This window comes from Pseudomonas sp. PONIH3, from assembly GCF_002934345.1.
In the GTDB taxonomy this organism is placed as follows: Bacteria; Pseudomonadota; Gammaproteobacteria; order Pseudomonadales; family Pseudomonadaceae; genus Aquipseudomonas; species Aquipseudomonas soli.
Genome location: NZ_CP026386.1, coordinates 2,777,894 through 2,801,073 on the forward strand (window position 1 = coordinate 2,777,894; position 23,180 = coordinate 2,801,073).

The 23,180-nt window shown below is 65.5% G+C and carries 20 protein-coding genes and 1 tRNA gene; 13 read left to right on the forward strand and 8 right to left on the reverse strand.

Translation table 11 applies throughout. The annotated features are described in order from the left end of the window. The first annotated feature begins 17 nt into the window (after nucleotides 1–17). The 7 genes from C3F42_RS12870 to C3F42_RS12900 all read left to right on the forward strand — a co-directional run bounded on the left by C3F42_RS12870 (nucleotide 18) and on the right by C3F42_RS12900 (nucleotide 5,428). Nucleotides 18–92, forward strand: a tRNA-Gln gene (locus C3F42_RS12870). A gap of 45 nt (nucleotides 93–137) precedes the next feature. Continuing rightward, nucleotides 138–1,079 (forward strand): ribose-phosphate pyrophosphokinase, encoded by a 942-nt coding sequence (locus C3F42_RS12875; protein ID WP_016391678.1) that lies wholly within the window; start codon nucleotides 138–140, stop codon nucleotides 1,077–1,079. A gap of 118 nt (nucleotides 1,080–1,197) precedes the next feature. After that, a complete protein-coding gene (locus tag C3F42_RS12880; protein WP_011532196.1) occupies nucleotides 1,198–1,794 on the forward strand; it encodes a 50S ribosomal protein L25/general stress protein Ctc in 597 nt (198 codons plus the stop codon). Between the two features lie 79 nt (nucleotides 1,795–1,873). Beyond that, complete coding sequence (gene pth / locus C3F42_RS12885) at nucleotides 1,874–2,458, forward strand: aminoacyl-tRNA hydrolase (RefSeq protein WP_023629555.1); 585 nt, start codon at nucleotides 1,874–1,876, stop codon at nucleotides 2,456–2,458. 23 nt (nucleotides 2,459–2,481) lie between these two features. Then, nucleotides 2,482–3,582 carry a redox-regulated ATPase YchF gene (ychF, locus tag C3F42_RS12890; RefSeq protein WP_023629554.1) on the forward strand — a complete coding sequence of 367 codons (1,101 nt, stop codon included), beginning with the start codon at nucleotides 2,482–2,484 and terminating at the stop codon, nucleotides 3,580–3,582. 202 nt (nucleotides 3,583–3,784) lie between these two features. Further along, nucleotides 3,785–4,081 carry a cupin domain-containing protein gene (locus tag C3F42_RS12895; protein ID WP_023629553.1) on the forward strand — a complete coding sequence of 99 codons (297 nt, stop codon included), beginning with the start codon at nucleotides 3,785–3,787 and terminating at the stop codon, nucleotides 4,079–4,081. A 177-nt stretch (nucleotides 4,082–4,258) separates the two neighbouring features. After that, a complete protein-coding gene (locus C3F42_RS12900) occupies nucleotides 4,259–5,428 on the forward strand; it encodes an MFS transporter (RefSeq protein WP_104444522.1) in 1,170 nt (389 codons plus the stop codon). Here C3F42_RS12900 and C3F42_RS12905 read toward each other — a convergent pair. The 3 genes from C3F42_RS12905 to C3F42_RS12915 all read right to left on the reverse strand — a co-directional run bounded on the left by C3F42_RS12905 (nucleotide 5,406) and on the right by C3F42_RS12915 (nucleotide 7,793). After that, nucleotides 5,406–6,332 carry a LysR substrate-binding domain-containing protein gene (locus tag C3F42_RS12905; RefSeq protein WP_094010302.1) on the reverse strand — a complete coding sequence of 309 codons (927 nt, stop codon included), beginning with the start codon at nucleotides 6,330–6,332 and terminating at the stop codon, nucleotides 5,406–5,408. The two genes, C3F42_RS12900 and C3F42_RS12905, sit on opposite strands and share 23 nt — an antisense overlap. Nucleotides 6,333–6,446: 114 nt before the next feature. Further along, the gene (ycaC, locus tag C3F42_RS12910; protein ID WP_023632674.1) at nucleotides 6,447–7,067 is read right to left on the reverse strand and encodes an isochorismate family cysteine hydrolase YcaC; all 621 of its coding nucleotides are present in this window, start codon (nucleotides 7,065–7,067) and stop codon (nucleotides 6,447–6,449) included. A gap of 36 nt (nucleotides 7,068–7,103) precedes the next feature. Further along, nucleotides 7,104–7,793 (reverse strand): hydrolase, encoded by a 690-nt coding sequence (locus C3F42_RS12915; RefSeq protein WP_023632675.1) that lies wholly within the window; start codon nucleotides 7,791–7,793, stop codon nucleotides 7,104–7,106. Nucleotides 7,794–8,247: 454 nt separating this feature from the next. Between C3F42_RS12915 and C3F42_RS12920 the strand changes: the two genes are divergently transcribed. The 3 genes from C3F42_RS12920 (at nucleotide 8,248) to C3F42_RS12930 (ending at nucleotide 11,668) form a co-directional block, all read left to right on the forward strand. After that, complete coding sequence (locus C3F42_RS12920; protein WP_094010304.1) at nucleotides 8,248–8,637, forward strand: nuclear transport factor 2 family protein; 390 nt, start codon at nucleotides 8,248–8,250, stop codon at nucleotides 8,635–8,637. Between the two features lie 87 nt (nucleotides 8,638–8,724). Continuing rightward, nucleotides 8,725–10,224, forward strand: a complete 1,500-nt coding sequence (locus tag C3F42_RS12925) for a cytosine permease (RefSeq protein WP_094010305.1) — start codon at nucleotides 8,725–8,727, stop codon at nucleotides 10,222–10,224. A gap of 13 nt (nucleotides 10,225–10,237) precedes the next feature. Continuing rightward, nucleotides 10,238–11,668 carry an aldehyde dehydrogenase family protein gene (locus C3F42_RS12930; RefSeq protein WP_094010306.1) on the forward strand — a complete coding sequence of 477 codons (1,431 nt, stop codon included), beginning with the start codon at nucleotides 10,238–10,240 and terminating at the stop codon, nucleotides 11,666–11,668. Between the two features lie 182 nt (nucleotides 11,669–11,850). Here C3F42_RS12930 and C3F42_RS12935 read toward each other — a convergent pair whose 3' ends face one another. The 3 genes from C3F42_RS12935 to C3F42_RS12945 all read right to left on the reverse strand — a co-directional run bounded on the left by C3F42_RS12935 (nucleotide 11,851) and on the right by C3F42_RS12945 (nucleotide 16,087). Further along, nucleotides 11,851–14,253 (reverse strand): DUF3772 domain-containing protein, encoded by a 2,403-nt coding sequence (locus C3F42_RS12935; RefSeq protein ID WP_094010307.1) that lies wholly within the window; start codon nucleotides 14,251–14,253, stop codon nucleotides 11,851–11,853. 54 nt (nucleotides 14,254–14,307) lie between these two features. Then, nucleotides 14,308–15,366, reverse strand: a complete 1,059-nt coding sequence (gene ada / locus C3F42_RS12940; RefSeq protein WP_094010308.1) for a bifunctional DNA-binding transcriptional regulator/O6-methylguanine-DNA methyltransferase Ada — start codon at nucleotides 15,364–15,366, stop codon at nucleotides 14,308–14,310. Between the two features lie 94 nt (nucleotides 15,367–15,460). Further along, nucleotides 15,461–16,087 carry a DNA-3-methyladenine glycosylase gene (locus tag C3F42_RS12945; protein WP_094010309.1) on the reverse strand — a complete coding sequence of 209 codons (627 nt, stop codon included), beginning with the start codon at nucleotides 16,085–16,087 and terminating at the stop codon, nucleotides 15,461–15,463. Nucleotides 16,088–16,254: 167 nt separating this feature from the next. Between C3F42_RS12945 and C3F42_RS12950 the strand changes: the two genes are divergently transcribed. From C3F42_RS12950 to C3F42_RS12960, 3 genes are all read left to right on the forward strand, one after another. Beyond that, complete coding sequence (locus C3F42_RS12950) at nucleotides 16,255–16,770, forward strand: sigma-70 family RNA polymerase sigma factor (RefSeq protein ID WP_023632317.1); 516 nt, start codon at nucleotides 16,255–16,257, stop codon at nucleotides 16,768–16,770. After that, nucleotides 16,757–17,713, forward strand: coding sequence for a FecR domain-containing protein (locus C3F42_RS12955; RefSeq protein WP_104444523.1), 957 nt, complete (start codon nucleotides 16,757–16,759; stop codon nucleotides 17,711–17,713). Before C3F42_RS12950 ends, C3F42_RS12955 begins: the two co-directional genes overlap by 14 nt. A 96-nt stretch (nucleotides 17,714–17,809) precedes the next feature. Next, nucleotides 17,810–20,293: a TonB-dependent receptor gene (locus tag C3F42_RS12960; RefSeq protein WP_104444524.1), complete on the forward strand. Its 2,484-nt coding sequence runs from the start codon at nucleotides 17,810–17,812 to the stop codon at nucleotides 20,291–20,293. A 22-nt stretch (nucleotides 20,294–20,315) separates the two neighbouring features. Here the strand turns inward: C3F42_RS12960 and C3F42_RS12965 are convergent, their stop codons facing one another. Continuing rightward, nucleotides 20,316–21,473, reverse strand: a complete 1,158-nt coding sequence (locus tag C3F42_RS12965; RefSeq protein WP_038707339.1) for an MFS transporter — start codon at nucleotides 21,471–21,473, stop codon at nucleotides 20,316–20,318. A gap of 390 nt (nucleotides 21,474–21,863) precedes the next feature. Next, entirely contained in the window at nucleotides 21,864–23,078 is a 1,215-nt protein-coding gene (locus C3F42_RS12970) for an MFS transporter (RefSeq protein ID WP_094010313.1), read from the reverse strand. Between the last annotated feature and the right edge of the window lie 102 nt (nucleotides 23,079–23,180).

Genomic DNA, 23,180 nt, shown 5'->3' on the forward strand with positions numbered 1-23,180 from the left:
TTCGCAGCAACAGATACAGGGGCGTCGCCAAGCGGTAAGGCAGCAGGTTTTGATCCTGCCATGCGTTGGTTCGAATCCAGCCGCCCCTGCCATTTCTTATACTCATCCAGGTTACCCTCAGCCTTCAGGTACTGCGCGTGTCCAAGATGATGGTCTTCACGGGGAATGCTAACCCCGATCTGGCTCGGCGTGTCGTACGTCAGCTGCATATTCCACTGGGTGATGTTTCTGTCGGTAAGTTCTCCGACGGCGAAATCAGTGCTGAAATCAACGAAAATGTCCGCGGTAAAGACGTCTTCATCATTCAGCCCACCTGTGCCCCAACCAACGACAATCTGATGGAACTGGTAGTGATGGCCGACGCCTTCCGCCGCTCCTCAGCGTCGCGAATCACCGCCGTGATTCCTTACTTCGGATACGCCCGCCAGGACCGCCGTCCGCGTTCGGCACGTGTAGCCATCAGCGCCAAAGTCGTCGCTGACATGCTCACTGTCGTAGGTATCGACCGTGTACTCACCGTCGACCTGCACGCTGACCAAATCCAGGGTTTCTTCGATATCCCCGTCGACAACATCTACGGCTCGCCCGTACTGGTCGACGACATCGAAGACCAGCGTTTCGAGAACCTGATGATCGTTTCCCCAGACATCGGTGGCGTGGTGCGTGCTCGCGCCGTCGCCAAGTCCCTGGGCGTCGATCTCGGGATCATCGACAAGCGCCGCGAAAAGGCTAACCACTCCGAGGTTATGCACATCATCGGCGACGTCGAAGGACGCACCTGCATCCTGGTAGACGACATGGTCGACACCGCTGGCACCCTGTGCCACGCGGCCAAGGCCCTGAAAGAACACGGTGCTGCCAAGGTTTACGCCTACTGCACGCACCCTGTCCTGTCGGGCCGCGCGATCGAGAACATCGAGAAGTCGGTACTGGACGAGCTGGTGGTGACCAACACCGTTCCGCTGTCCGCCGCGGCTCAAGCCTGTGACCGTATCCGCCAGCTGGATATCGCACCGGTTGTCGCTGAAGCGGTACGCCGCATCAGCAACGAAGAATCGATCAGCGCGATGTTCCGCTAAGCGGAACACGTGTTGATATGAAGCGCCCCGCCCCAGCTTTCGTTGGGGCGGGGCTTTTTTGCCATCCCCGTTGGCGCTGGTCGCAAACGCCCTCGGGGGGCTATTTTGGAGAAGCAAAATGACTGATTTCATCCTGAACGCCCAAGCGCGTACTGACCTGGGGAAAGGTGCGAGCCGCCGCCTGCGTCACTCCGCCAACATCCCTGCCGTTGTCTACGGTGGCGATAAAGAAGCCCAGTCCCTGACCATCGTGGCCAAGGAAATCGCCAAGCTGTTCGAAAACGAAGCTGCCTTCAGCCACGTTATCGAACTGAACGTCGATGGCGCCAAGCAGAACGTCGTGGTCAAGGCCATGCAGCGTCACCCGGCCAAAGGCTTCATCATGCACGCCGACTTCGTTCGCGTCGTTGCTGGCCAGAAGCTGACCGCCAAGGTTCCGGTTCACTTCGTCGGCGAAGAAGCCCCGATCAAGAAAGGCGGCGAGATCTCCCACGTCGTTTCCGAGATCGAAGTTTCCTGCGAAGCCAAAGACCTGCCTGAGTTCATCGAAGTCGACCTGTCCAAGGCCGAAGTCGGCACCATCATCCACCTGTCGGACCTGAAAGCTCCGAAAGGCGTAGAGTTCGTCGCTCTGGCCCACGGTGATGACAAAGCTGTTGCCAACGTCCACGCCCCGCGCGTTGCCGCTGAAGCTGCTGAAGGCGCTGCCGAGTAATCCACTCGCACGCCGGCGTTGATCGGGTTACAGTGCCGCGCGCACCGTAACCCACCAACTCCAAGGAAGAGCCCCTGACGTGACCGCCATCCAGTTGATCGTCGGCCTGGGTAACCCCGGCCCCGAATACGAACAGACCCGGCATAACGCAGGGGCTCTTTTCGTTGAACGCCTCGCCAGCGCCCAGCGCGTCTCGCTGTCCGCTGACAAAAAGTATTTCGGCCTGACGGCTAAGTTCAGCCATCAAGGCAACGATGTTCGTTTGCTGATCCCCACCACCTACATGAACCGCAGCGGCCAGTCCGTGGCGGCTCTGGCGAATTTCTTCCGCATCAAGCCGGAAGCTATCCTGGTGGCGCACGACGAACTCGACCTGCCCCCCGGCGTCGCCAAGCTCAAGAGAGGCGGCGGCCATGGTGGGCACAACGGCCTGCGCGACATCATCGCGCAGCTCGGCAACCAGAACGACTTCCACCGCCTGCGGCTTGGCATCGGCCACCCGGGTGACGCCAAACTGGTCTCCAACTTCGTCCTGGGCCGCGCGCCGCGCGCCGAGCAGGAGAAGCTCGACGCCAGCATCGATTTTGCCCTCGGCGTGATGCCCGACGTGCTTGCCGGCGACTTCGCCAAGGCGATGCGCGAACTGCACAGCCAGAAGGCCTGACACTTTTAGATAGGGGAATACCCATGGGTTTCAATTGCGGCATCGTCGGCCTGCCCAACGTCGGCAAGTCCACCCTGTTCAACGCCCTGACCAAGTCCGGCATCGCGGCGGAGAACTTCCCCTTCTGCACCATCGAGCCGAACAGCGGCATCGTGCCGATGCCCGACGCACGCCTGGCCGCGCTGGCCGAGATCGTCAAGCCGAACCGCATCCTGCCGACCACCATGGAGTTCGTCGACATCGCCGGCCTGGTCGCTGGCGCCTCGAAAGGTGAAGGCCTGGGCAACAAGTTCCTCGCCAACATCCGCGAAACCGACGCCATCGCCCACGTGGTGCGCTGCTTCGAAGACGAGAACGTGATCCACGTTTCCAACAGCGTCGACCCCAAGCGCGACATCGAGATCATCGACCTCGAACTGATCTTCGCCGACCTCGACAGCTGCGAGAAGCAACTACAGAAGGTCGCCCGCAACGCCAAGGGCGGCGACAAGGATGCCCTGGCACAGAAGGCCATCCTGGAAAAACTGATCCCGCACTTCACCGAAGGCAAGCCAGCACGCAGCCTGATGAAGAACATGGCTGACGACGAAAAAGCCGTCATCCGCGGTTTCCACCTGCTGACCAGCAAGCCGGTGATGTACATCGCCAACGTTGCCGAAGATGGCTTCGACAACAACCCGCACCTGGACGTGGTCAAGGCCATCGCCGAGGAAGAAGGCGCGGTGGTGGTACCGGTGTGCAACAAGATCGAAGCCGAGATCGCCGAGCTCGACGACGGTGAGGAGAAGGACATGTTCCTCGAGGCCCTGGGCCTGGAAGAGCCTGGCCTGAACCGCGTGATCCGCGCCGGCTACGAGCTGCTCAACCTGCAGACCTACTTCACTGCCGGCGTGCAGGAAGTGCGTGCCTGGACCGTGCGCGTGGGCGCCACCGCGCCACAGGCGGCCGGCGTTATCCACACCGACTTCGAAAAAGGCTTCATCCGCGCCGAAGTGGTGGCCTATGACGACTTCATCCAGTTCAAGGGTGAGAGCGGTGCAAAAGAAGCCGGCAAATGGCGCCTTGAAGGCAAGGACTACATCGTCAAGGACGGCGACGTGATGCACTTCCGCTTCAACGTCTAAGCACAGCCCGGCGCCCTCCCATCGCGGGGCAAGCCCGCTCCCCACGTAATCTGTACTGGACGCGTGGGAGCAGGCTTGCCCCGCGATGCATTTGTGCCGGGAAAAGTTGAGCAGTTGCGTAACTGATTGCCAGCAGAGTTGCATTTAACGTCGCTCGGCACCGGTCCAGGCTAGTCGCCTTTCCGTGAACAGGCATGCTTCCATGACGCAAACAACCCAACGTCCCAAAGCCGTACCCACCGTTCAGGTGAACACCGAAGAAGTGATCGTCACCGAATGGCGCTTCGCCCCAGGTGCCGAGACTGGCCGGCACCTGCACGGCCATGACTACGTGGTGGTGCCGATGACCGATGGCACGTTGTTGCTGGAGACCCCGGAAGGCGAGAAGCTCGCCCCTCTGGAGGCGGGCCAGAGCTACTTTCGCAAGGCCGGTGTGGAGCACAACGTGGTCAATGCCAGCGATCACGAAGTGGTGTTCATCGAAACCGAGCTGAAGTGATGAACAAGCGCGCGCCTGCCCAGGTTGCGCGTGTACCCCAGCGGCCCTACACTCCCCCTGCTTGAACCGGGATAACCGAAGCACTGCCTCGAAACCCGATGGACCTGACCCTTGCCGGTCAACCGTCGGGACAAATGGGTCCGGACCTTGGCCGGCCTGTTTATCGGAGGCAACACAATGAGCCCGCGTATCTGGCTGCTGGCCCTGGCGACGTTCGTCACGGGCATGGCAGAAAACATCACGGTCGGCATCCTGCCGGCCCTGGCCGATGGCCTGCAAGTCCCGCTCGGTATTGCCGGGCAGCTGACCACGGTGTTCTCCCTGAGCTTCGCCCTCGCCGCGCCCTTCTCTCCCCTGCTGACCACACGCCTGCCCTTGCGCCGCCTGCTGTGCGCCACCCTGGCGATCTTTGCCCTGTGCAACCTTGCAGCAGCCCTGGCGCCTGGCTATACCGCGTTGCTGGTGGCGCGCATAGGCATGGCCGCGACCAGCGCCCTGACCTGCCTGACCTGCACTCTGATGGCCACGCGCATGGTGCCCGAGGCCCAGCGTGGCCGCGCCATCGGGGTGATCTTCATGGGCATCTGCAGCTCACTGGTGCTGGGGGTGCCGGCTGGGATGCTGCTGTGCGACGTGCTGGGCTGGCGTGGCGTCTTCACCGGGCTGAGCGTGCTGGCAATGGCGGTACTGCTGATGGCCTGGCAAGGGTTGCCGCAGCTGCAGAGCAGCGAACGCATCGCCCTGCGCAGCTATGTCCGCCATCTGCGCGACAGCCGCCTGATGGCAGCCCAGGGCGTGTCGTTGCTGATGATTGCCGGGCACTTCACGGTCTTCGCCTACCTGGCCCCCTATGCCCACCAGGTCGCCGACATTCCGCTGCAATGGCTGGCGGCAGTGTTCGCCGCCTTCGGCATCGCCGGTGTTTCGGGCGGCTATGTCGGCGGCTGGATGGCGGACCGACTCGGCGCAGGCCGCTCCATCGCGCTGGCGCCGCTGCTCTATCTCGCCAGCTTGCTGGTACTGCCCTTGAGCGTGGGCACGCCATGGTGGTTCCTGGCGACCATGATGCTCTGGGGTGGGCTGAGCTGGACCACCTCACCGGTGGTGCAGAGCTACCTGGCGACCCGTGGCCCGGATACCTTCCCGGCTGGCATGAGCCTGAACATGTCGGCCATGCACCTCGGTGTCGGGCTGGGTTCGGCCATCGGCGGCGTGGTGATCACCGGGGCGACGCTGGCGGCCACCCCCTGGGCCGGCGCCGCGCTGACCGCCTTGGCGGCGGGCCTGGCATTCTGGTCGGCCCGCCCTCCTGCCGAGCCAGTTTTCAGCAAGCGCGAACCGGCGTAGCGGTCTGCTGCTCCTGCTCGAAGGCGTCGGCCAGGTAGTCGATCAGCTTGCGCACCGCGGGCATCAACCCGCGCCGGGAAGGGAACAGCGCCACCACCTCCCCTTCCCGTGGAGCCCAATCGTCGAGGACATGCACCAGCCGCCCGTCAGCCAGGTCGGCACGCACCGCCTCCTCGGGCAACAGCACCGCGCCCACACCGGCCAGGGCGGCCTCGCGCAGTACCGTGAGGTCGTCCGACACCACACGAGGGCGATGGCGCACGGCAGCCTCGGCGCCCGCAGGCCCGATCAGCATCCAGGTGGCGTCCTGCACATTGGCGCCCCAGTTCAGGCTCGGCAGGACCTGGAGCCCTTCCGGTGACACGGGCCGCCCGTGTTCGGCCAGCAGGCCCGGCGCAACCACCAGGCACTGACGGCTCGGGGCCAGGCGACGCATCACCAGCTCGCTGCTTTCCAGTGGCTGGTGCTGCACGCTCAGCACCAGGTCAAAGCCCTCGCCGATCACATCCACCCGGCGGTTGTAGCTCTTGACCAACAACTCGACCACCGGGCATTGCGCCATGAAGCGCGCCAGCATCGGCGCCAGACGCGAGTCGAGCAGCGCGGTGCTGCTGGCCAGGCGCACGATGCCACGGGGCTCGGCGCGGTTGCGCTCGACGGCATCCTCGGCGGCGACGGCCTGCTCGAGCATGCCCAGGCAATGGCGGTAATACTCCAGGCCCACCTCGGTAACCTGGAACTGCCGCGTGGAGCGCTGGATCAGCCGCACGCCCAGGCGCTCCTCGAGCTTGGCCACGCGCCGGCTGAGGCGTGACTTGGGCAGGCCAAGGATGCGCCCGGCGGGCGCGAAGCCGCCGTGCTCCACCACCTTGGCATAGAGATAAAGGTCGTTCAGGTCGAACATCGGCAACACTCGTCCACGGCTCACCGCTGCATCATCCGCCATTCTCCAGGGATCGTCACAGGGGCCGTGGGCGTCACCAGGCCCGGGCCCCGGCAACGGGGCCCGGGTTGGCGGTCACTTGGCCAGCTTGCTGTAGCTGGTCATCAGGTTGCGGTAGTCGGGGATGTGGTTGGAGAACAGCGTGCCCAACCCTTCGATGTCGTTGCGCCAGTCACGGTGCAGCTCGCAGGCCACGCCGAACCAGGTCATCAGCTGGGCACCGGCGGCTTCCATGCGGCGCCAAGCCGAGTCGCGGGTCAATTCATTGAAGGTGCCGGAAGCGTCGGTGACCACGAACACCTCGAAGCCCTCCTCCAGCGCCGACAGCGCCGGGAAGGCCACGCACACCTCGGTGACCACGCCGGCGATGATCAGCTGCTTCTTGCCGGTGGCCTTCACCGCCTTGACGAAGTCCTCGTTGTCCCAGGCGTTGATGTTGCCGGGGCGGGCGACGTAGGGCGCCTCGGGGAACTGCTCCTTGAGCTCGGGCACCAGCGGGCCGTTGGGGCCGGTCTCGAAGCTGGTGGTGAGGATGGTCGGCAGCTTGAAGTACTTGGCCAGGTCGGCCAGCGCCAGCACGTTGTTCTTGAACCGGTCCGGGTCGATGTCGCGCACCAGCGACAGCAGCCCGGTCTGATGATCGACCAGCAGTACCGCGGCGTTGTTCTTGTCCAGACGCTTGTATTGGAATGCCATGGTGGATCTCCTTGCTTGGATGGGAAACAGCCAGGTTCAGTTGCGTTGCGAGTCCAGTTGCTCATGGCCGGTGACGACGGCCTGGGCCTTGGCGTAGCTCTCGATCAGCAGTTGATAGTGCGGGAATACAGCGCTGTAGGCCTCGGCCCACTGCGCGGCATCCGGACGGTTCCAGGTGCGCTGCACCTCGGAGCAGACGGCGGCGGTGTCCATTGGCACCACGCCGGCCTGGACCACCCGCGCCAAGGTCACTTCCTGGGCCATCTTGGAGTAGGTGCCTGACGCGTCGATGACAGCGAACACCTGGTAGCCGGCGGCCACCGCGCTGATGCTAGGGAAAGCCATGCACACGCTGGTGATGGTGCCGGCGATGATCAGTTGCTTGCGCCCGGTGGCCTTCACCGCAGCGACGAACTCGGGGTTGTCCCAGGCGTTGATCTCACCTTTGCGGGCCACGTATTGCGCGTGTGGCGCAGCCTCGTGGATTTCCGGGATCAACGGGCCGTTGGGGCCCTGGGGTACCGAGGCGGTGGTGATGACCGGGATCTTCGCCAGGCTGGCAACCTTGGCCAGGGTGATGGCATTGGCCCGCAGCTCGGTCATGGGCATGTCCTTGACCGTCTGGAACAGGCCACTCTGGTGGTCGATCAGCAGCATCGCGACGTTGTCGGGATCGATGCGTGGCACCTGGCCTTCGAAGTTGGCGGCTTGCGAGAAATTGCTCATCGTTCTCTCCTCTTGGTGTGAGAACTGGCCATCCTGGCCGCTGCGGTCGGGCCGCGCCCCACACATCCACAGTGGGGACTATGAGAGTAGGCAACGCAGGCTGAACGAAGCGACCGTCAGTCGGCGGGCCGTGGAATATGCCCGTGCGGCCTGTGGCCAGGCGGGCGACAGGCCTAACGGTAGAGAGGAGAGATGCGGGCCGGTAGGCCCATGGGTGAACCCTCAGAGTTGCGCTGGGGGAACGATGATGAAACGCCTGCCCCAATCACCGATCCGATGGATCGGTAATTTTCAGCAGCGCTACTTGGTCGATAACTTGGTCGGTTACTTGGTCGGTCAGTCCATTGGTTCACGATTTCCTGAACTGATTATTTGACCACAGCGATTCTTCCACCCGCCGGCCCCCACCAGAATCGCTTCACCAACAATCACAATAAACCGTGAGGCCACTCCCGTGGACCAGACACTCCAGGTACGGCAGGCCGCCGCCGACCTCGTCGCCGCCTTCGCCAACAACGACACCGCCCGCTACTTCGCCTGCTTCAGCGAAGACGCCACCTTCCTCTTCCACACCGTGCCGCAACCGCTGCTGTCGCGCCGTGCCTATGAAGAACTCTGGGCCAGCTGGCAGGCGGACGGTTTCGCTGTGCTCGGCTGCGAGTCAAGCAATGCCCAGGTGAGCCTGCAGGGCGAGGTGGCGATCTTCATGCACGACGTGACCACACGCCTGAACGTCGCCGGCGAGACCCTCGACCTGAATGAACGCGAGACCATCGTCTTCCGCCTGCACGGCGACCGCTGGCTGGCCTGTCACGAGCACCTGTCGGTCGTCTCGCCGGCCTGATCCTCTTTCAAGCGGCCCTGCCGCACTGCCATCGCACCCACAACAAGGCCGCCCGACGGCCGACAACATTCGCGCTGGAGCATCACCATGAGCCACTCGACCGGTATCGAGACCAATGGCGTCGAACAGATCCCCGACGATCAACGCGACGCCGCCCCGCTGGACCTGTTCCGCCTGATCTTCGGCGGTGCCAACACCTTCGCCACCGCCGTGCTGGGCAGCTTCCCGGTGCTGTTCGGGCTCTCGTTCCAGGCCGGGGTCTGGGCGATCCTGCTCGGCGTCGGCGTGGGCGCGCTGATCCTCGCGCCGATGGGCCTGTTCGGCGCGCTCAACGGCACCAACAACGCGGTGTCGTCCGGCGCGCACTTCGGTGTGCACGGGCGTATCGTCGGCTCGTTCCTGTCACTGCTGACCGCCGTCGCGTTCTTCTCGCTGTCGGTATGGAGCTCCGGCGATGCCCTGGTCGGCGGCGCCAAGCGCCTGGTCGGCCTGCCGGAAACCGACCTGACCCTGGGCCTGGCCTACGGCCTGTTCGCGATACTGGTGCTGGTGGTGTGCATCTTCGGCTTCCGCTTCATGCTGTGGGTCAACAAGATCGCGGTGTGGGCCTCGAGCCTGCTGTTCCTGCTGGGCATCTTCGCTTTTGCCGGGCCCTTCGATGCGGGCTACGCCGGCAGCGTCTACCTCGGCCAGGCCGGCTTCTGGGCGGCGTTCGTCGGCGCGGCGATCCTGGCCATGAGCAACCCGGTGTCGTTCGGCGCCTTCCTCGGCGACTGGTCGCGCTATATCCCGCGCCAAACGCCCAAGTCGCGCATCATGCTGGCGGTGATTCTCGCCCAGGCCGCCACGCTGATCCCGTTCCTGTTCGGCCTGTGCACCGCCACCCTGGTGGCCAGCCAGGCACCAGACTACATCGCCGCCAACAACTACGTCGGCGGCCTGCTGGCAATTTCGCCGGGCTGGTTCTTCCTGCCGGTGTGCCTGATCGCGGTGATCGGCGGCATGTCCACCGGCACCACGGCGCTGTACGGCACCGGCCTGGACATGTCCAGCGTGTTCCCGCGCCTGCTCAGCCGCGCCGCCGCCACATTGCTGATCGGCGTGCTGGCCATCGGCTTCATCTTCGTCGGCCGCTTCACCTTCAACCTGGTGCAGAGCGTGTCGACCTTCGCCGTGCTGATCATCACCTGCACAAGCCCCTGGATGGTGATCATGATCCTCGGCCTGATCACCCGCCGCGGCTTCTACCACGCCGACGACCTGCAAGTGTTCACCCGTGGCCAGCAAGGCGGCCACTACTGGTTCGAGCACGGCTGGAACTGGCGCGGCATGGGCGCGTGGATCCCCAGCGCGGTGGTTGGCCTGTGCTTCGTGAACCTGCCCGGACAGTTCGTCGGCCCGCTGGGCGAGCTCGCCGGCGGCATCGACCTGAGCCTGCCGGCGACCCTCGGCATCGCCGCCGTGCTGTACCTGATCCTGCTCAACCTGTTCCCTGAACCTGCTGGCGTGTATGGCCCCCGTGGCCCGCGCTGGGTGCGCTGCAAAAGCACGCCGGTAAAGCCTGTGACCACTGCCGAAATGGCCTGACTGGAATCCGACCATGACCACACCTCACTACATCGACGGCCGCTGGGTCGAAGGCCAGGGCAGCGACTGCATCGTTGTCCACAACCCGTCCGACGGCCAGCCGTTCGCCGAACTGATGGCCGCCAGCAGCGCCCAGGTCGACCAGGCCGTGGCCGCCGCGCGCCGTGCCCTGGCGCCTTGGAAGACGGTCAGCGCCACCGAGCGTGCCACCTACCTACGCGGTTTCGCCGAACAGCTGGGCCAGCGCCGCGACGAACTGATCGCGTTGCAGATGCGCAACAACGGCAAGCCTCGCCATGAGGCCGAGATCGACCTCGACGACGCCAGTGCAACCTTCGCCTACTACGCAGACCTGGCCGAGCAGTTACCGGCGAAAAACCGTGACGTGCCCCTGGCCGCGCCGGGCTTCACCGCCCGCACTCGCCTTGAGCCGGTGGGCGTGGTCGGTCTTATCGTGCCGTGGAACTTCCCGCTGGTGACCAGCGCCTGGAAGCTCGCCCCGGCCCTCGCGGCCGGCTGCACCGTGGTGCTCAAGCCCTCCGAAATCACCCCGTTGATCGAGCAGGCCTACGGCCAGATCGCCGAGGTGCTGGGCCTGCCGGCCGGCGTGCTGAACATCGTGGGCGGCAAGGCCGAGACCGGCGCTGCGCTGAGCGGCCACAACGGCCTGGACAAGCTATCGTTCACCGGCAGCAACGGCGTCGGCAGCCAAGTGATGCGCGCCGCCGCGGCCCAGTGCCGGCCGATAACGCTGGAGCTGGGCGGCAAGTCGGCCATCGTGGTGTTCGACGATTGCGATGTCGACCAGGCGGTGGAGTGGATCGTCGCCGGTATTACCTGGAACGCCGGGCAGATGTGCTCGGCCACCTCGCGCCTGCTGGTGCAGGAGGGCATCGCCGATGCCCTGCTGCCGCGCTTGCAGGCGGCGCTGGTGGCGTTGCGCGTGGGCAACCCGCTCACTGAAGAAGTGGACATGGGGCCGCTGACCAGCCAAGCGCAGTGGCTCAAGGTCGCCGGCTATTTCGCCACCGCCCGCGAAGAGGGCCTGAAGTGCCTGGCCGGCGGCACCGCGCTGGACCGCGACGGCTGGTTCGTCAGCCCGACGTTGTATGTGGATGTACCGGTAAGCAGTCGCCTGTGGGGCGAAGAAATCTTCGGCCCGGTGCTGTGCGCGCGGCGCTTCGGCAGCGAGGCCGAGGCCATCGCCCAAGCCAACGACAGCCGCTTCGGCTTGGTCGCCACCGTGTGCTCCGCCGACCTGGAACGCGCCGAGCGCGTGGCCGATGCGCTGGAGGTGGGGCATGTGTGGATCAACTCGGTGCAGGCGGTATTCGTCGAAACCTCGTGGGGCGGGACCAAGGGTAGCGGGATCGGGCGTGAGCTCGGGCCTTGGGGGCTTTCGGGGTATCAGTCGGTGAAGCATGTGACGCGGTGCTTGGGGTGATTTTTTAGGCGTCCCTTTTTAAAAAACGGGGAGGCAGGCAGGTGTTCGGCGAGTTTTTTCAACGCCTATCGGCGAACACCTGCCAGCCTTCACGCAATCGCATTCAAACCCCATCGCGGGGCAAGCCCGCTCCCACGCCGACATGTGCAACCAGTGGGAGCGGGCTGGCCCCGCGATTGGCCTTATGCCGGTTCGTCGGCCTGGCGCCCGTTCTCCTGCACCAGCACCATGCTCGCCGGCGACGACAGGGCGATGCCCTCTTCGCGCAAGCGCCCGAGAATGGTGAATAGCAGGTCGCTGCGCGTGCCCGATACCTGTCGAGGCGAAGCGACATAGCCGCTTACCCCGATGACCATGCCACTGCTGGTCAGGTCCTTGAAGGTAACCGAGGTGGCCGGCGCGTCGAGGATCGACTCGTGCTCCTTGTACGCCGCCAGCAACACCTCGCGCACTTTCGCAGGGTCGGTCTCCAGCGGCAGCGTCAGGGTGATGCCCACCACCCCCAGGGCATTGGCCATGGTCACGTTGCGTACGTTCTGCGAGATGAACTGCGAATTGGGCACGATCACCGTCGAGCGGTCAGACATCTGGATTTCCGTGGCGCGCACGTTGATCCGGCGAATATCACCCTCGACACCCGCCAGGCTCACCCAGTCACCCACCTTCACCGGGCGCTCGGTGAGCAGGATCAGGCCGGAGATGAAGTTCTGCACGATCTGCTGCAGGCCGAAACCGATACCCACCGACAGCGCACTGACTACCCATGTCAGGCTGGTCAGGTTGATGTGCAAGGTGGACATCACCAGCATGGCCAGGAACAGGAAGCCCAGGTAGCCGACCAGGGTCACCAGCGAGGCGCGCATGCCGGCGTCCATGTCGGTTTCCGGAAGCAGGCGTTCGCTCAGCCAGCGCTTGACCACGCGAATGGCGAACCAGCCACCGAGGAAGATCGCCACGGCCAGGAAGATGTCCTGGGGCACGATGTTCAGGTTGCCCAGCACCTTGCCACCGGTGCCGTCCCAGTCCGCCAGGCTCAGCAGCAGCTCGCCGGGGCTGGTGCCCGAAGGCATGAATATCAGCAACGCGGCGGCAAACAGCAGCAGTGTGCGGCCGATTCCCGCCAGCACCGTGCTGGCCTGGGCCTGGTGGCGTTGCTGCAGGCCCAGCGCCGAGGCCAGCGCCAGGCCACCAGGCTGACGCGGCGACAGCAGGGTTTCGCACAGGTCGCCGAACACGGTCACCAGCAGGTAGGCGCAGGTCACCACCACGCTGATCCACAACAGCTTGCCGGTGAGGAAATAGGCAAGTGTCAGATAGCCGGCGAGCAGGGGCAGCAGGATCGCCACCACCCACACCACGATTACAAACGGGATCAGTCCGGCCAGGCCTTTGGGACGCTCCAGGCCATGCTGACGACGGGCACGACGGTAGCGCAGCAGGGCCACGACGAACAGCAGCGAGACCACCAGCGTGGTCACGCCGTTGGTGGCCAACGTCAGCGCCAGGCTGGCACCGATCACGCTGTTGATGCGCTCCTGGGTCAGCAGCACCATCAGTGCCAGGGCCAGGACTTTGGGGAACCAGCCCAGCGCGCTGGCCACTTCGTCAGGGATCGGTGGCAGGCGCCAGGACGGGCGCTGCAGCATCAGCATGGCGCGGCCCAGGCCGGAGATGAAGGCACTGAAGATCACCAGCGCCAGGATATGGTTGGTCAGGCTGGCGACGTCGGTACCCAGGTCGGCGCTGCTCTCCAGGCCCCAACGCAGCAGCGACACCGAGCCGGAGATGGTGCCCAGAGTGGCCAGGCTCACGCTCAGGGCCAGGGCGCTGCGGCGCAGACGGCCTTCGGGTAGCCAGCGGATCATCGCATCGGCCAGCAGGCGCTCCAGCAGCCGCCGTACCAGGGTCCAGACCAGCACCGCCGCCACCAGCGCGGTGATGAACAACCAGCGGTTTTCGGCGCTGAGGGCGCTGGCCATGGCGTCCGAGACTTCGTCGCGCAGGTCGCGCAGGCGCGCCACGTCGTCGTCGGTGGGGCGGATCAGGCTCGACCAGAACGCCGGGCTCAACGGGCTGGCGGCGCGGCTGGTGATCTGCGAGTTGAACAGGCTGCGGCGCAGGTTGACGATCTGCGTGGACAGGTCACGGGCCGACTGGGTCAACGTGGTGGCGTCTTTCTGCTCAGCGACCACCTTGTTCTTTTCGTCAGTGAGCTGCTTGCGCTGCCGCGTCAGGCTCTCGGCCTCTTCGGCCATGGGCGGGCCGAGCACGTTGAGCTGGTCGTCCAGGCGCTGCACGTCGGCGGTGCGCTGGGTGGCCAGCGCATCGGCCTGGCGCTGCACCTGCAGGGCCGACTGGCGCAACTGCGCGAGTAGGTCATCGTTGGCGTTGCTGGTGACGCCCTGGCGGATCTGGTCGAGGCGTTCGCTCAACTCTTCCAGGCTGGCGTTCTCGTCCAGCACCTGCTGCTCGGCCACGGCCAGGCGCGATGCCGGCGTGGCCGGGGCAGCCCAGGCCGGGACGGCCAGGCACAACAGCAGGGCGAAAATCCCCGCATAGAATCGGTCAAGGCTGACACGCCTCATCGAATGTTCCTCTACGCAACTCGACAGGGCGTGAATTCTACTCGGTCCGCGCGCTCAGGAGAGTGCCGTCTCTCGGTCCAGCAACTGACGCTTGCGCTCGATGCCCCAGCGGTAGCCACTGAGGTCACCGTCACGGCGCACCACCCGGTGACAGGGAATGGCAACGGCGATCGCGTTGGCCGCGCAGGCCTGGGCCACCGCCCGCACGGCCTTGGGCGCGCCGATGCGCTCGGCGATGTCGGTGTAGCTGACCGTGGTCCCGGGCGGCACCTCGCGCAGCGCCTGCCAGACCCGCTCCTGGAACGCCGTGCCCTGCACATCCAGGGGTAACGCCAGGCCCAGCGCCGGCGCCTCGACAAAGCCGATCACCTCGGCCACCAGCCGCTCGAAGGCGTCATCGCCGCCGATCAGCCGGGCCTTGGGGAACTTGTCCTGCAGGTCCTTGAGCAAGGGCTCGGGCTCGTCACCCAGCAGGATCGCGCAGATGCCCCGCTCGCTCTGGGCCACCAGGATCGCCCCCAGCGAGCACTGGGCCACGGCAAAATGGATGGTGGCACCCTGGCCGCCGGCACGGTACTCCCGCGGGCGCATGCCCAGCCGCTCGGCGGCGCTCTCGTAGAACCGGCTGTTGGAGTTGTAGCCCGCGTCGTAGATGGCCTCGGTGACGCTGTCGGCGGCATCCAGGCGCTGGCGCAGACGTTGGGCGCGGAAGGCCGAGGCGTAGGCCTTGGGGGTCAGGCCGGTCTCGGCCTTGAACAGGCGATGCAGATGGAAGGGGCTGACGTTCAGCTCGCTGCCGAGCTGGTCGAGGTTGGGCGCGGTTTCACGGGCCTCGATCAGGCGGCAGGCGCGGGCCACCAGGTCAGTGCGCCGGCTGCCCTGCCCGGCCTTGCAGCGTTTGCAGGCGCGGTAGCCAGCTGCCTCGGCCTGGCCGGGGTCGGCAAAGAACTCGACATTTTCGCGCTTGGCCAGGCGCGACTTGCAGGCGGGCTGGCAGTAGACGCCGGTGGTGCGCACGGCGTAGACAAAGTGGCCGGTCGCGGCGGTGTCGCGGGACTGCACGGCGTGCCAGCGTTCAGCGTCGGTGGTGTAGGTGGTCGGGGCGGGGGTCATGGCGCCTCTCCTTGGTTCGATGCGCTGAGCTTGACGGCTTGGCCGAAAGTGAACACTCCGAATCTTGCGTTATCTTTAACGGGCCAATCACGGGTCAAGCCCGCCACAGGTACCAGGCCGCCACGGTGCGATAGGGGCTCCACGCCCCGCCCAATACCCGCATTTGCGCGGGCGTCGGCGCCTTGTCCAGGCCCTTCATGCGTCGATACCCCTCACGCACGCCAAAATCATCCACCGGCAGGATATCCGATCGCTCCAGGCTATAGATCAACAGCATCTCCACCGTCCAACGCCCGACTCCTCGCAGCGCCACCAGGCGTTCGACCAGTGCGGCATCCGACATATGCAGCGCCTCTTCCCGGCTGGGCACCACACCCTCCACACGCGCCTGGGCGATCCCGTGAACCGTGGCGATCTTGCTAGCGGAGAGCCCACAGGCGCGCATCGCCTCCGGCGTCACCGCCAGCAACTGTCTGGGCGAGGGAAACGCTCCATCCGGGAACAACGCCAGCAACCGCCCGAGGATCGCCTCGGCCGCCCGCGCATGCAACTGCTGGTAGGCAATGGCCCGCACCAGCGCCTCGTAGGGCTCACGACCGGGGGTCGCCCGATGCAGGCAGGGCCCCACGGCGGCAATATGCCGCGCCCAGTCCGCATCCTGCTCGGCCAGCCAGGCAGCGGCAGCCTCAAAGGCCTGCGGGGAAAGGTCTGCAAGGATCATTGTTGGCGTTCCCATGGACACAGCCTCCCAGCCTAGCCCAACCGTTCATCGGTGAAACGCTCAATCTTGCGCATCTAATCGCTGGCATACCATTGATCCGCCCGTGGCGCCCCGCATAGAATTGAGAACTATTAACAATCACATTATCCGCGCAGGCTCTCCAGACGATGCAGATCGAAGACACGCTGAAACCGGCCGAGGTCGATCTGCTCTATCAGGCCCATCACCGCTGGCTGCGCGGCTGGCTCGGCGCCCGGGTGGGTTGCCGGGAGAACGCCGCGGACCTGGCCCAGGACACCTTCGTGCGCCTGCTCAAGGCGCGCCAGGCCTCGCCACTCAAAGAGCCGCGCGCCTATCTGAGCAGCATCGCCCGTGGCCTGATGATCGACCAGTTCCGCCGTCGCGCCCTGGAAAAAGCCTACCTGGAAAGCCTGGCCAACCTGCCGGAACAAGAGGCGCCCAGCGAGGAGCAACGCCTGTTGATCCTCGACACCCTCGAGCGCCTCGACCTTGCCCTGCAACGCCTCAAGCCCCGGGCCCGACAGGCCTTCCTGCTGGCCCAGCTCGACGGCCTCAGCCTGACGCAGATCGCCCAGCGCCTGGACGTTTCCCGGGCCACGGTGGAACGCGACCTGGCCAAGGCCCTAGGCGTCTGCTACCGGATGCGCTATGCCGACGCCTGACCAGTCACCGACCCAGGCCCAGGTCGACCAGGCCATCGAATGGCTGGTCAAACTGCGCTACGACAGCCCCGGCCCACGCACCGAACAGCAGTTCCAGCGCTGGCTGGCCAGCCACCCGCAGCATGCCCAGGCCTGGCAGCGGGTCAGCAGCCTCGGTGACGAACTGGCCAGCCTGCCCTCCGAGTTGAGTCGGCAGACCCTCGCCGGTACCGAGCGCCGACGCATGAGCCGGCGCGACCATCTCAAGCTGCTGTCAGTATTGGCCCTTGGCGGAGGCGCTGGCTGGGCGGCACGTGAACCGCTGGGCCTGTCGGCCTGGATGGCCGACAGCCGCACCGCCACCGGCGAGCGCCGTGAACTGCTCGGCAGCGACGGCAGCCTGATCCACCTGAACACCGCCACTGCCATCGACCTGCGCTACAGCGCCGACCAGCGCCGGCTGACCCTGCTCCGTGGTGAAATCAGCCTGGACAGCAACGTCAACGACAACCGCCCGTTCAGCATCGACACCCCGGTTGGCACCCTCGGCACCCAGGGCGGCCAGCTGCTGCTGCGCGAGAACGCCCAGGGCCTGCTGCTGGCCGTGCGCCGAGGCGAGGTGACGTTGTTCCCCGCCTCCAGCGCCGCGCATTCGGTCAAGCCTGGCGAGGTGCTGCAGGTGTTCGCCCAAGGCGACTATCGGCCTGCCACCGTGCATGGCGACCCCTGGGCCTGGACCGACGGCGTGCTCAGCGTGCAGCAGATGCCCCTGGGCGAGTTCATCGACGAGCTGTCGCGCTACCGCCCCGGCGTGTTGCGCTGCGCGCCGGAGGTGGCCGGGCTGAAGATCTCCGGCACCTACCAGCTGGCCGACACCGACCAGGTCCTGCTGCTGGTCGCCCGTAGCCTGCCGGTGCGCGTCGACTACCGCACACGCTATTGGGTGAGCATCGGCGCCGCCTGAACAATTGATGAAAATAAATGAGGTGGAATCTCATTCTCGTCCGGCCTGAAGGAAAACAAGCCCGAACAGTGGTCTGACAACCTTCAGGAGCGCTTCATGATTCGCCCGTGTTCCCCTCGCAACGCCACCCTGCGCCATGCCATCCACGCTGCCGCCCTCGGCCTGGGCATGGCCTGCGCAGGCGTGCTGCCGACAGTCGCCGTCGCCGCGCCCGCCAGCCAGAGCCAGCAGCGCGACTGGAACATCCCGGCCGGCCCGTTGGCCGCCGCGCTGGACCAGCTGGCGCGCCAGGGGGGTCTGAACCTGTCGTTCGACGCCGGCAGCCTGCAGGGCAAGACCACCCAAGGCGTGCAGGGCCGGCATGACAGCGCGCAGGCGTTGCAGATCCTGCTGCGGGGCAGCGATGTGCAGGTCCAGCAGGAAAGCGAAAAGAGCTTCCTGCTGATACCCGCCCTGGAGATAGGCGATGCCCTGCAACTGGGCGCCACCAGCATCTCCAGCAACCGCCTGGGCGAGACCACCGAGCACAGCGGCTCCTACACCACTGGGGCGGTCACCATCGGCAAGACGCCGCAAAGCATCCGCCACACGCCGCAATCGGTGACCGTGGTCACCCGCCAGCGCATCGACGACCAGAACATCACCAACCTCACCAACCTCACCAACCTGCTCGAGCAGACCCCAGGCGTGGTGGTCAACCTGACCGACAGTGAGCGGGTGCAGTACTACTCGCGCGGCTACCAGATCGATGCCATCCAGTACGACGGCGCCACCGTGGTGCAGAGCAGTGGCGGTGGTTCGTTCATCCAGAGCGATTCGGCAATCCTCGACCGCGCCGAGATCCTGCGCGGCGCCACCGGCATGCTGCGCGGCGCCGGCAACCCCTCCGGCACCGTCAACCTGGTGCGCAAGCGCCCCACCTATGAGTTCCAGGGCGAAGGCAGCGTCACCCTCGGCACCTGGGATGCCCAGCGCTACGTCGCCGACCTTTCCGGCCCCTTGACCGAGACTGGCAACGTGCGTGGCCGGGTGATCGCGGTGCATGACGAGAAGGACCACTTCCAGCAATCGCGCCAGGAGCGCAAGGATGTGCTGTACGGGGTCATGGCCTTCGATCTCGACGACAGCACCACCCTGACCACTGGCCTCGAGTGGACCCAGCTCGACGCCACCGGCGCCTGGGGCAACCTGCCGGCCGACTACGACGGCTCGCCACTGCCGTTCGGCCGCAGCACCTACCTGGGCGCCGACTGGAACCGCTGGAACCGCAGCAACCTGCAGACCTTCGCCGAGCTCGAGCATCGCTTCGACAATGACTGGACGCTCAAGCTGATGGCCCAGCGCACCCACTTCGAGCTGGACGACAACGGCTTCAAGCAGACCTACTTCAGCCGTGCCACCGGCACCGCCAACCCGACCCGCAACCCTTACCTGATGAGCTACCAGGTCACCGAAGGCGATGGCGGCGAGAGCCTGCAGAACAACCTCAGTGCCACCCTCAACGGCCCGTTCGACCTGCTCGGTCGCAGCCACGAGCTGATGCTGGGCGTCGAACGCATCCGCAACGACTCCTACGCCTCGGCCACCAACAATGTGCAATCGGGCGTGTTCGACATCCGCACCTGGGACCCGAAGACCAGCCTGGCCAACCCGAGCATCGACATCACCGCCCACCCGGTACGCACCCGCACCACCCAGGAAGGTGCCTATGCCACCTGGCGCATCTCCCTGGCCGATCCGCTCACCGCGATCATCGGCGCCCGCGCCAACTGGTATGACTACGAGCAGGAAAACAACACCAAGGCCAACGGCAAGTTCAGCGTCGACAACGAGATCGTGCCCTACGCCGCGCTGATCTACGACCTCAACGAGAACTTCAGCACCTACGCCAGCTACACCGAGATCTTCAACCCGCAGACCAACACCGATGCCGCCGGCTCCGTGCTCGAGCCGGTCACCGGCGAAGCCTACGAGACCGGGATCAAGGGCGAGTTCTACGAGGGCCGGCTGAACACCTCGCTGGCGTTCTTCCGCATCTACCAGGTCGGCAACGCACTGGACGACCTCAGCGGGCCTAACCCGTGCCTGCCCAACTACACCAGCGGCTATTGCAAGGTCGCCGCGGGCAAGAACCGCAGCCAGGGCTTCGAGCTGGAGATTTCCGGCGAAGTGCTGCCGGGCTGGAACGTGACCGGCGGCTACACCTACAACACCACCGAATACCTCAAGGACACCACCGGCAACAACGGCAACCCGATCCGCACCACCGACCCCAAGCGCATGCTGCGCCTGTTCACCAGCTATCGCCTGCCGGGCGAGCTGCAGGCCTGGACCGTGGGCGGCGGCGTGCAGGCGCAGAGCGCCATCTACAACCGCAGCGGCACAGCCGAAGCTTCGCAGTCGGGGTATGCGGTGTACAACGCGATGGTGAACTACCGCTTCAACGACAACTATTCGTTGCAGTTGAACGCCAACAACCTGTTCGACAAGAAGTACTACCGCCAGGTGGCGCCGACGCCGACCGGGTACTACTGGGGCGATCCGCGCAATGTGTCGGTGACCTTGCGCGGAACCTTCTGACCTGCCGTTCGATGGCTGGGGGTCAGTCCGCCACCGCCTGAAGCTTGCCTGCCCGGCGATAGGCCTGGCGGGCGAAGCACACGAACAGCCCCGCCATCAGCGCCAGCGCCATGGGCAGGCCATGGGGCGCCACGTCCATCGCCGCGCCGCTGACCAGCGGCCCGACCAGGCTGCCGACGCCCCACAGCAAGCCGACGCTGGCGTTCGCCGTGACCAGGTCCTGGCCTTTGAAGCGCTGCCCGATCAGTACCAGCGCCAAGGTATAGATGCCCCCCGCCACCGCGCCGAGCACCACCAGCAGCGGCCACAGCAGCCAGGTCATCTGCAGCAGCCAGGGCAAGGCGATGCCGATCATCATTGCCACCAACCCGCATACCAGGTGCAGCCCGGTACGCTCGACCCGGTCGGCGAGCCAGCCCAGCGGCAGCTGGAAGAGCATGTCGCCGGCGAACACCACGGTCACCATCAGCGCCGCCACGCCCACGGCGAAACCATGGCTGGTGGCGTACACCGGCAGCAGCGACAGCACCACGGCATCGAAGAACGAGAAGAACAGCACCGCCACGCACAAGGCCGGGGCCACACGGAAGAAACCGGCCAGGCCGAAGCTCTTGGCGTCTTCCTCATGCTCGACATGATCGTTGGGCACGGTGAACAGGATGCACAGCAAGGCCAGGCCATAGCAGAGGGTGACCACGCCGGTCAGCCATGGGCTATTGGCGCCCAACAGCGCCAGCAGCGCCGGGCCGAGCACCTGGAAGCCGGTGAAGCTGGTGGCGTACAGCGCCATGATCTTGCCGCGGTTGTGCTCGGGGCACAGCTCGTTGACCCACGACTCGCCGAGGATGATCGCGATGCCCATGCCAATACCGAGCCCCAGGCGCAGCAGCGCCAGCCACAGCATCGAGTCGAAGGCCCACTCGAGCAAGGCGATGCTAAGGGTGCACAGGCTGAAGCTCAGCAAGTAGATGACGCGGCGGGTCAGGTGCCGGCAACAAGCGTCGACCATGAACGCCGAGAGCATCATGCCCGCCGCCGGGATCGCCGAGATGATGCCGATCTCCAGCGTCCCCGCCCCCGCCTCGTGCAGACGCAACGACACCAGCGGCAGGCTCGCCCCGAGGCTGAAACCGACCACCGACACGGCGAACAACAGGCCCGCCAGCAAACGCATGTTCATGTACCACTCCTTGCAAGCCGGCGCACAGGGGCTCTGGCCCTGGCCGACTGGAAAATCCGCTGAAAGATGTTCGAACGCAGACGCCCGCCGTCACGCCGGGAAGGCGCGCTACGCAGGGGCGCGGATCAGTTCAGGGCAAGGTGTGGCGAGAAGGTGAAGGCGAACAGCACGCTGCGTCGACGCTTGAGCACCGTGTCGCTCGGCCACGCGCGGCGCGCTGTCGGGGCGACAGGCTGGCGGTGTGGGCGAAGACTACGGGTACGGCGCATTGCATCGGCTACGCAGGATATTGAGGAGGCGGCACTCTAGGCCAAGGTGATCCGGACCGTCAATCGCCACAGTGGCTTCGCCCTCTCTGTGGACGCCGCCGCGCTACAACGCCCGCTCCTCTCAGTGCTTGCCGGTGGAAGGCAAGAACACCGCCAGCAACCCGAACAATGGCAGGAACGAGCAAACCCCGTACACATACTCGATCCCACGCAGGTCGGCCACATACCCCAGCAGCGCCGCGCCGATCCCGCCAAACCCGAACATCAACCCGAAGAAGATCCCGGCGATCATCCCCACATTGCCCGGCACCAGTTCCTGGGCATACACCACGATGGCCGAGAACGCCGAAGCCAGGACAAAACCGATCACCACGCTGAGCACGGTGGTCCAGAACAGGTCGGCATAGGGCAGCGCCAGGGTGAACGGCGCCACGCCGAGGATCGAGAACCAGATCACCGCCTTGCGCCCGATGCGGTCACCTATGGGCCCGCCAAAGAAGGTGCCCGCCGCCACCGCGCCAAGGAACAGGAACAGATGCAGCTGCGAACTGGCCACCGACAGCTGGAACTTCTCGATCAAGTAGAAGGTGAAGTAGCTGGTGAAGCTGGCCATGTAGAAGTACTTGGAAAACACCAGCAGGCCCAGCACCACCAAGGCCATGATCACCCGCTGGCGCGAGATGCCGTGGGTGGCCTGCACCGCCTTGCGCGCCTTGGCCTGGTTCAGGTGCTCCTTGTACCAGCGGCGCAGCATCAAGGTCACGGCAAAGAAGAACAGCCCGGCCACGCCGAACCAGGCCACGTGGGTCTGGCCGAAGGGAATGACGATTGCCGCCGCCAACAACGGGCCAAGGGCGGAGCCTGCGTTGCCGCCGACCTGGAAGCTCGACTGGGCCAGGCCGAAGCGCCCGCCCGAGGCCAGCCGGGCGATGCGCGAGGTCTCCGGGTGGAAGGTTGAGGAGCCAATGCCCACCAACGCCGAGGCCAGCAGGATCATCGGGAAGCTGCCAACGAAGGCCAGCATCACGATCCCCACCAGGGTGCACAGGGTGCCCAGCGGCAACAGGTTCGGCGTGGGCCGCTTGTCGGTGAAGAAGCCCACCCACGGCTGCAATAACGAGGCAGTGATCTGGAAGGTCAGGGTGATCAGGCCGATCTGGGCGAAGCTCAGGTTGTAGTTGGCCTTGAGCATCGGGTAGATCGCCGGCAGCACGGCCTGGATCAGGTCGTTGATCAGGTGCGCCAGGGCACAGAAACCAATGATGCTCATCACCAGCGGCGTGGCCGGGTTTGCCGGGCTGCTCGCGCTGGAAGTCGGGGTGCTGCTGATGGCCATGGGCTGGATGTCCGTCTGCGGGTTGGGATCCGATTATCGTGAAACAAATAGATACGAAGCTACCTTTTTATTTGCGCGAGCCTTCCATCCGACACGTACTTG

Bases quoted from the DNA above. Each gene is read 5' to 3' on its own strand.
- C3F42_RS12880 (WP_011532196.1), top strand. From the start codon at position 1,198: ATGACTGATTTCATCCTGAACGCCCAAGCGCGTACTGACCTGGGGAAA.
- ychF (WP_023629554.1), top strand. From the start codon at position 2,482: ATGGGTTTCAATTGCGGCATCGTCGGCCTGCCCAACGTCGGCAAGTCC.
- C3F42_RS12895 (WP_023629553.1), top strand. From the start codon at position 3,785: ATGACGCAAACAACCCAACGTCCCAAAGCCGTACCCACCGTTCAGGTG.
- C3F42_RS12900 (WP_104444522.1), top strand. From the start codon at position 4,259: ATGAGCCCGCGTATCTGGCTGCTGGCCCTGGCGACGTTCGTCACGGGC.
- C3F42_RS12905 (WP_094010302.1), bottom strand. From the start codon at position 6,332: ATGTTCGACCTGAACGACCTTTATCTCTATGCCAAGGTGGTGGAGCAC.
- ycaC (WP_023632674.1), bottom strand. From the start codon at position 7,067: ATGGCATTCCAATACAAGCGTCTGGACAAGAACAACGCCGCGGTACTG.
- C3F42_RS12915 (WP_023632675.1), bottom strand. From the start codon at position 7,793: ATGAGCAATTTCTCGCAAGCCGCCAACTTCGAAGGCCAGGTGCCACGC.
- C3F42_RS12925 (WP_094010305.1), top strand. From the start codon at position 8,725: ATGAGCCACTCGACCGGTATCGAGACCAATGGCGTCGAACAGATCCCC.
- C3F42_RS12930 (WP_094010306.1), top strand. From the start codon at position 10,238: ATGACCACACCTCACTACATCGACGGCCGCTGGGTCGAAGGCCAGGGC.
- C3F42_RS12935 (WP_094010307.1), bottom strand. From the start codon at position 14,253: ATGAGGCGTGTCAGCCTTGACCGATTCTATGCGGGGATTTTCGCCCTG.
- ada (WP_094010308.1), bottom strand. From the start codon at position 15,366: ATGACCCCCGCCCCGACCACCTACACCACCGACGCTGAACGCTGGCAC.
- C3F42_RS12945 (WP_094010309.1), bottom strand. From the start codon at position 16,087: ATGATCCTTGCAGACCTTTCCCCGCAGGCCTTTGAGGCTGCCGCTGCC.
- C3F42_RS12950 (WP_023632317.1), top strand. From the start codon at position 16,255: ATGCAGATCGAAGACACGCTGAAACCGGCCGAGGTCGATCTGCTCTAT.
- C3F42_RS12955 (WP_104444523.1), top strand. From the start codon at position 16,757: ATGCCGACGCCTGACCAGTCACCGACCCAGGCCCAGGTCGACCAGGCC.
- C3F42_RS12960 (WP_104444524.1), top strand. From the start codon at position 17,810: ATGATTCGCCCGTGTTCCCCTCGCAACGCCACCCTGCGCCATGCCATC.
- C3F42_RS12965 (WP_038707339.1), bottom strand. From the start codon at position 21,473: ATGAACATGCGTTTGCTGGCGGGCCTGTTGTTCGCCGTGTCGGTGGTC.
- C3F42_RS12970 (WP_094010313.1), bottom strand. From the start codon at position 23,078: ATGGCCATCAGCAGCACCCCGACTTCCAGCGCGAGCAGCCCGGCAAAC.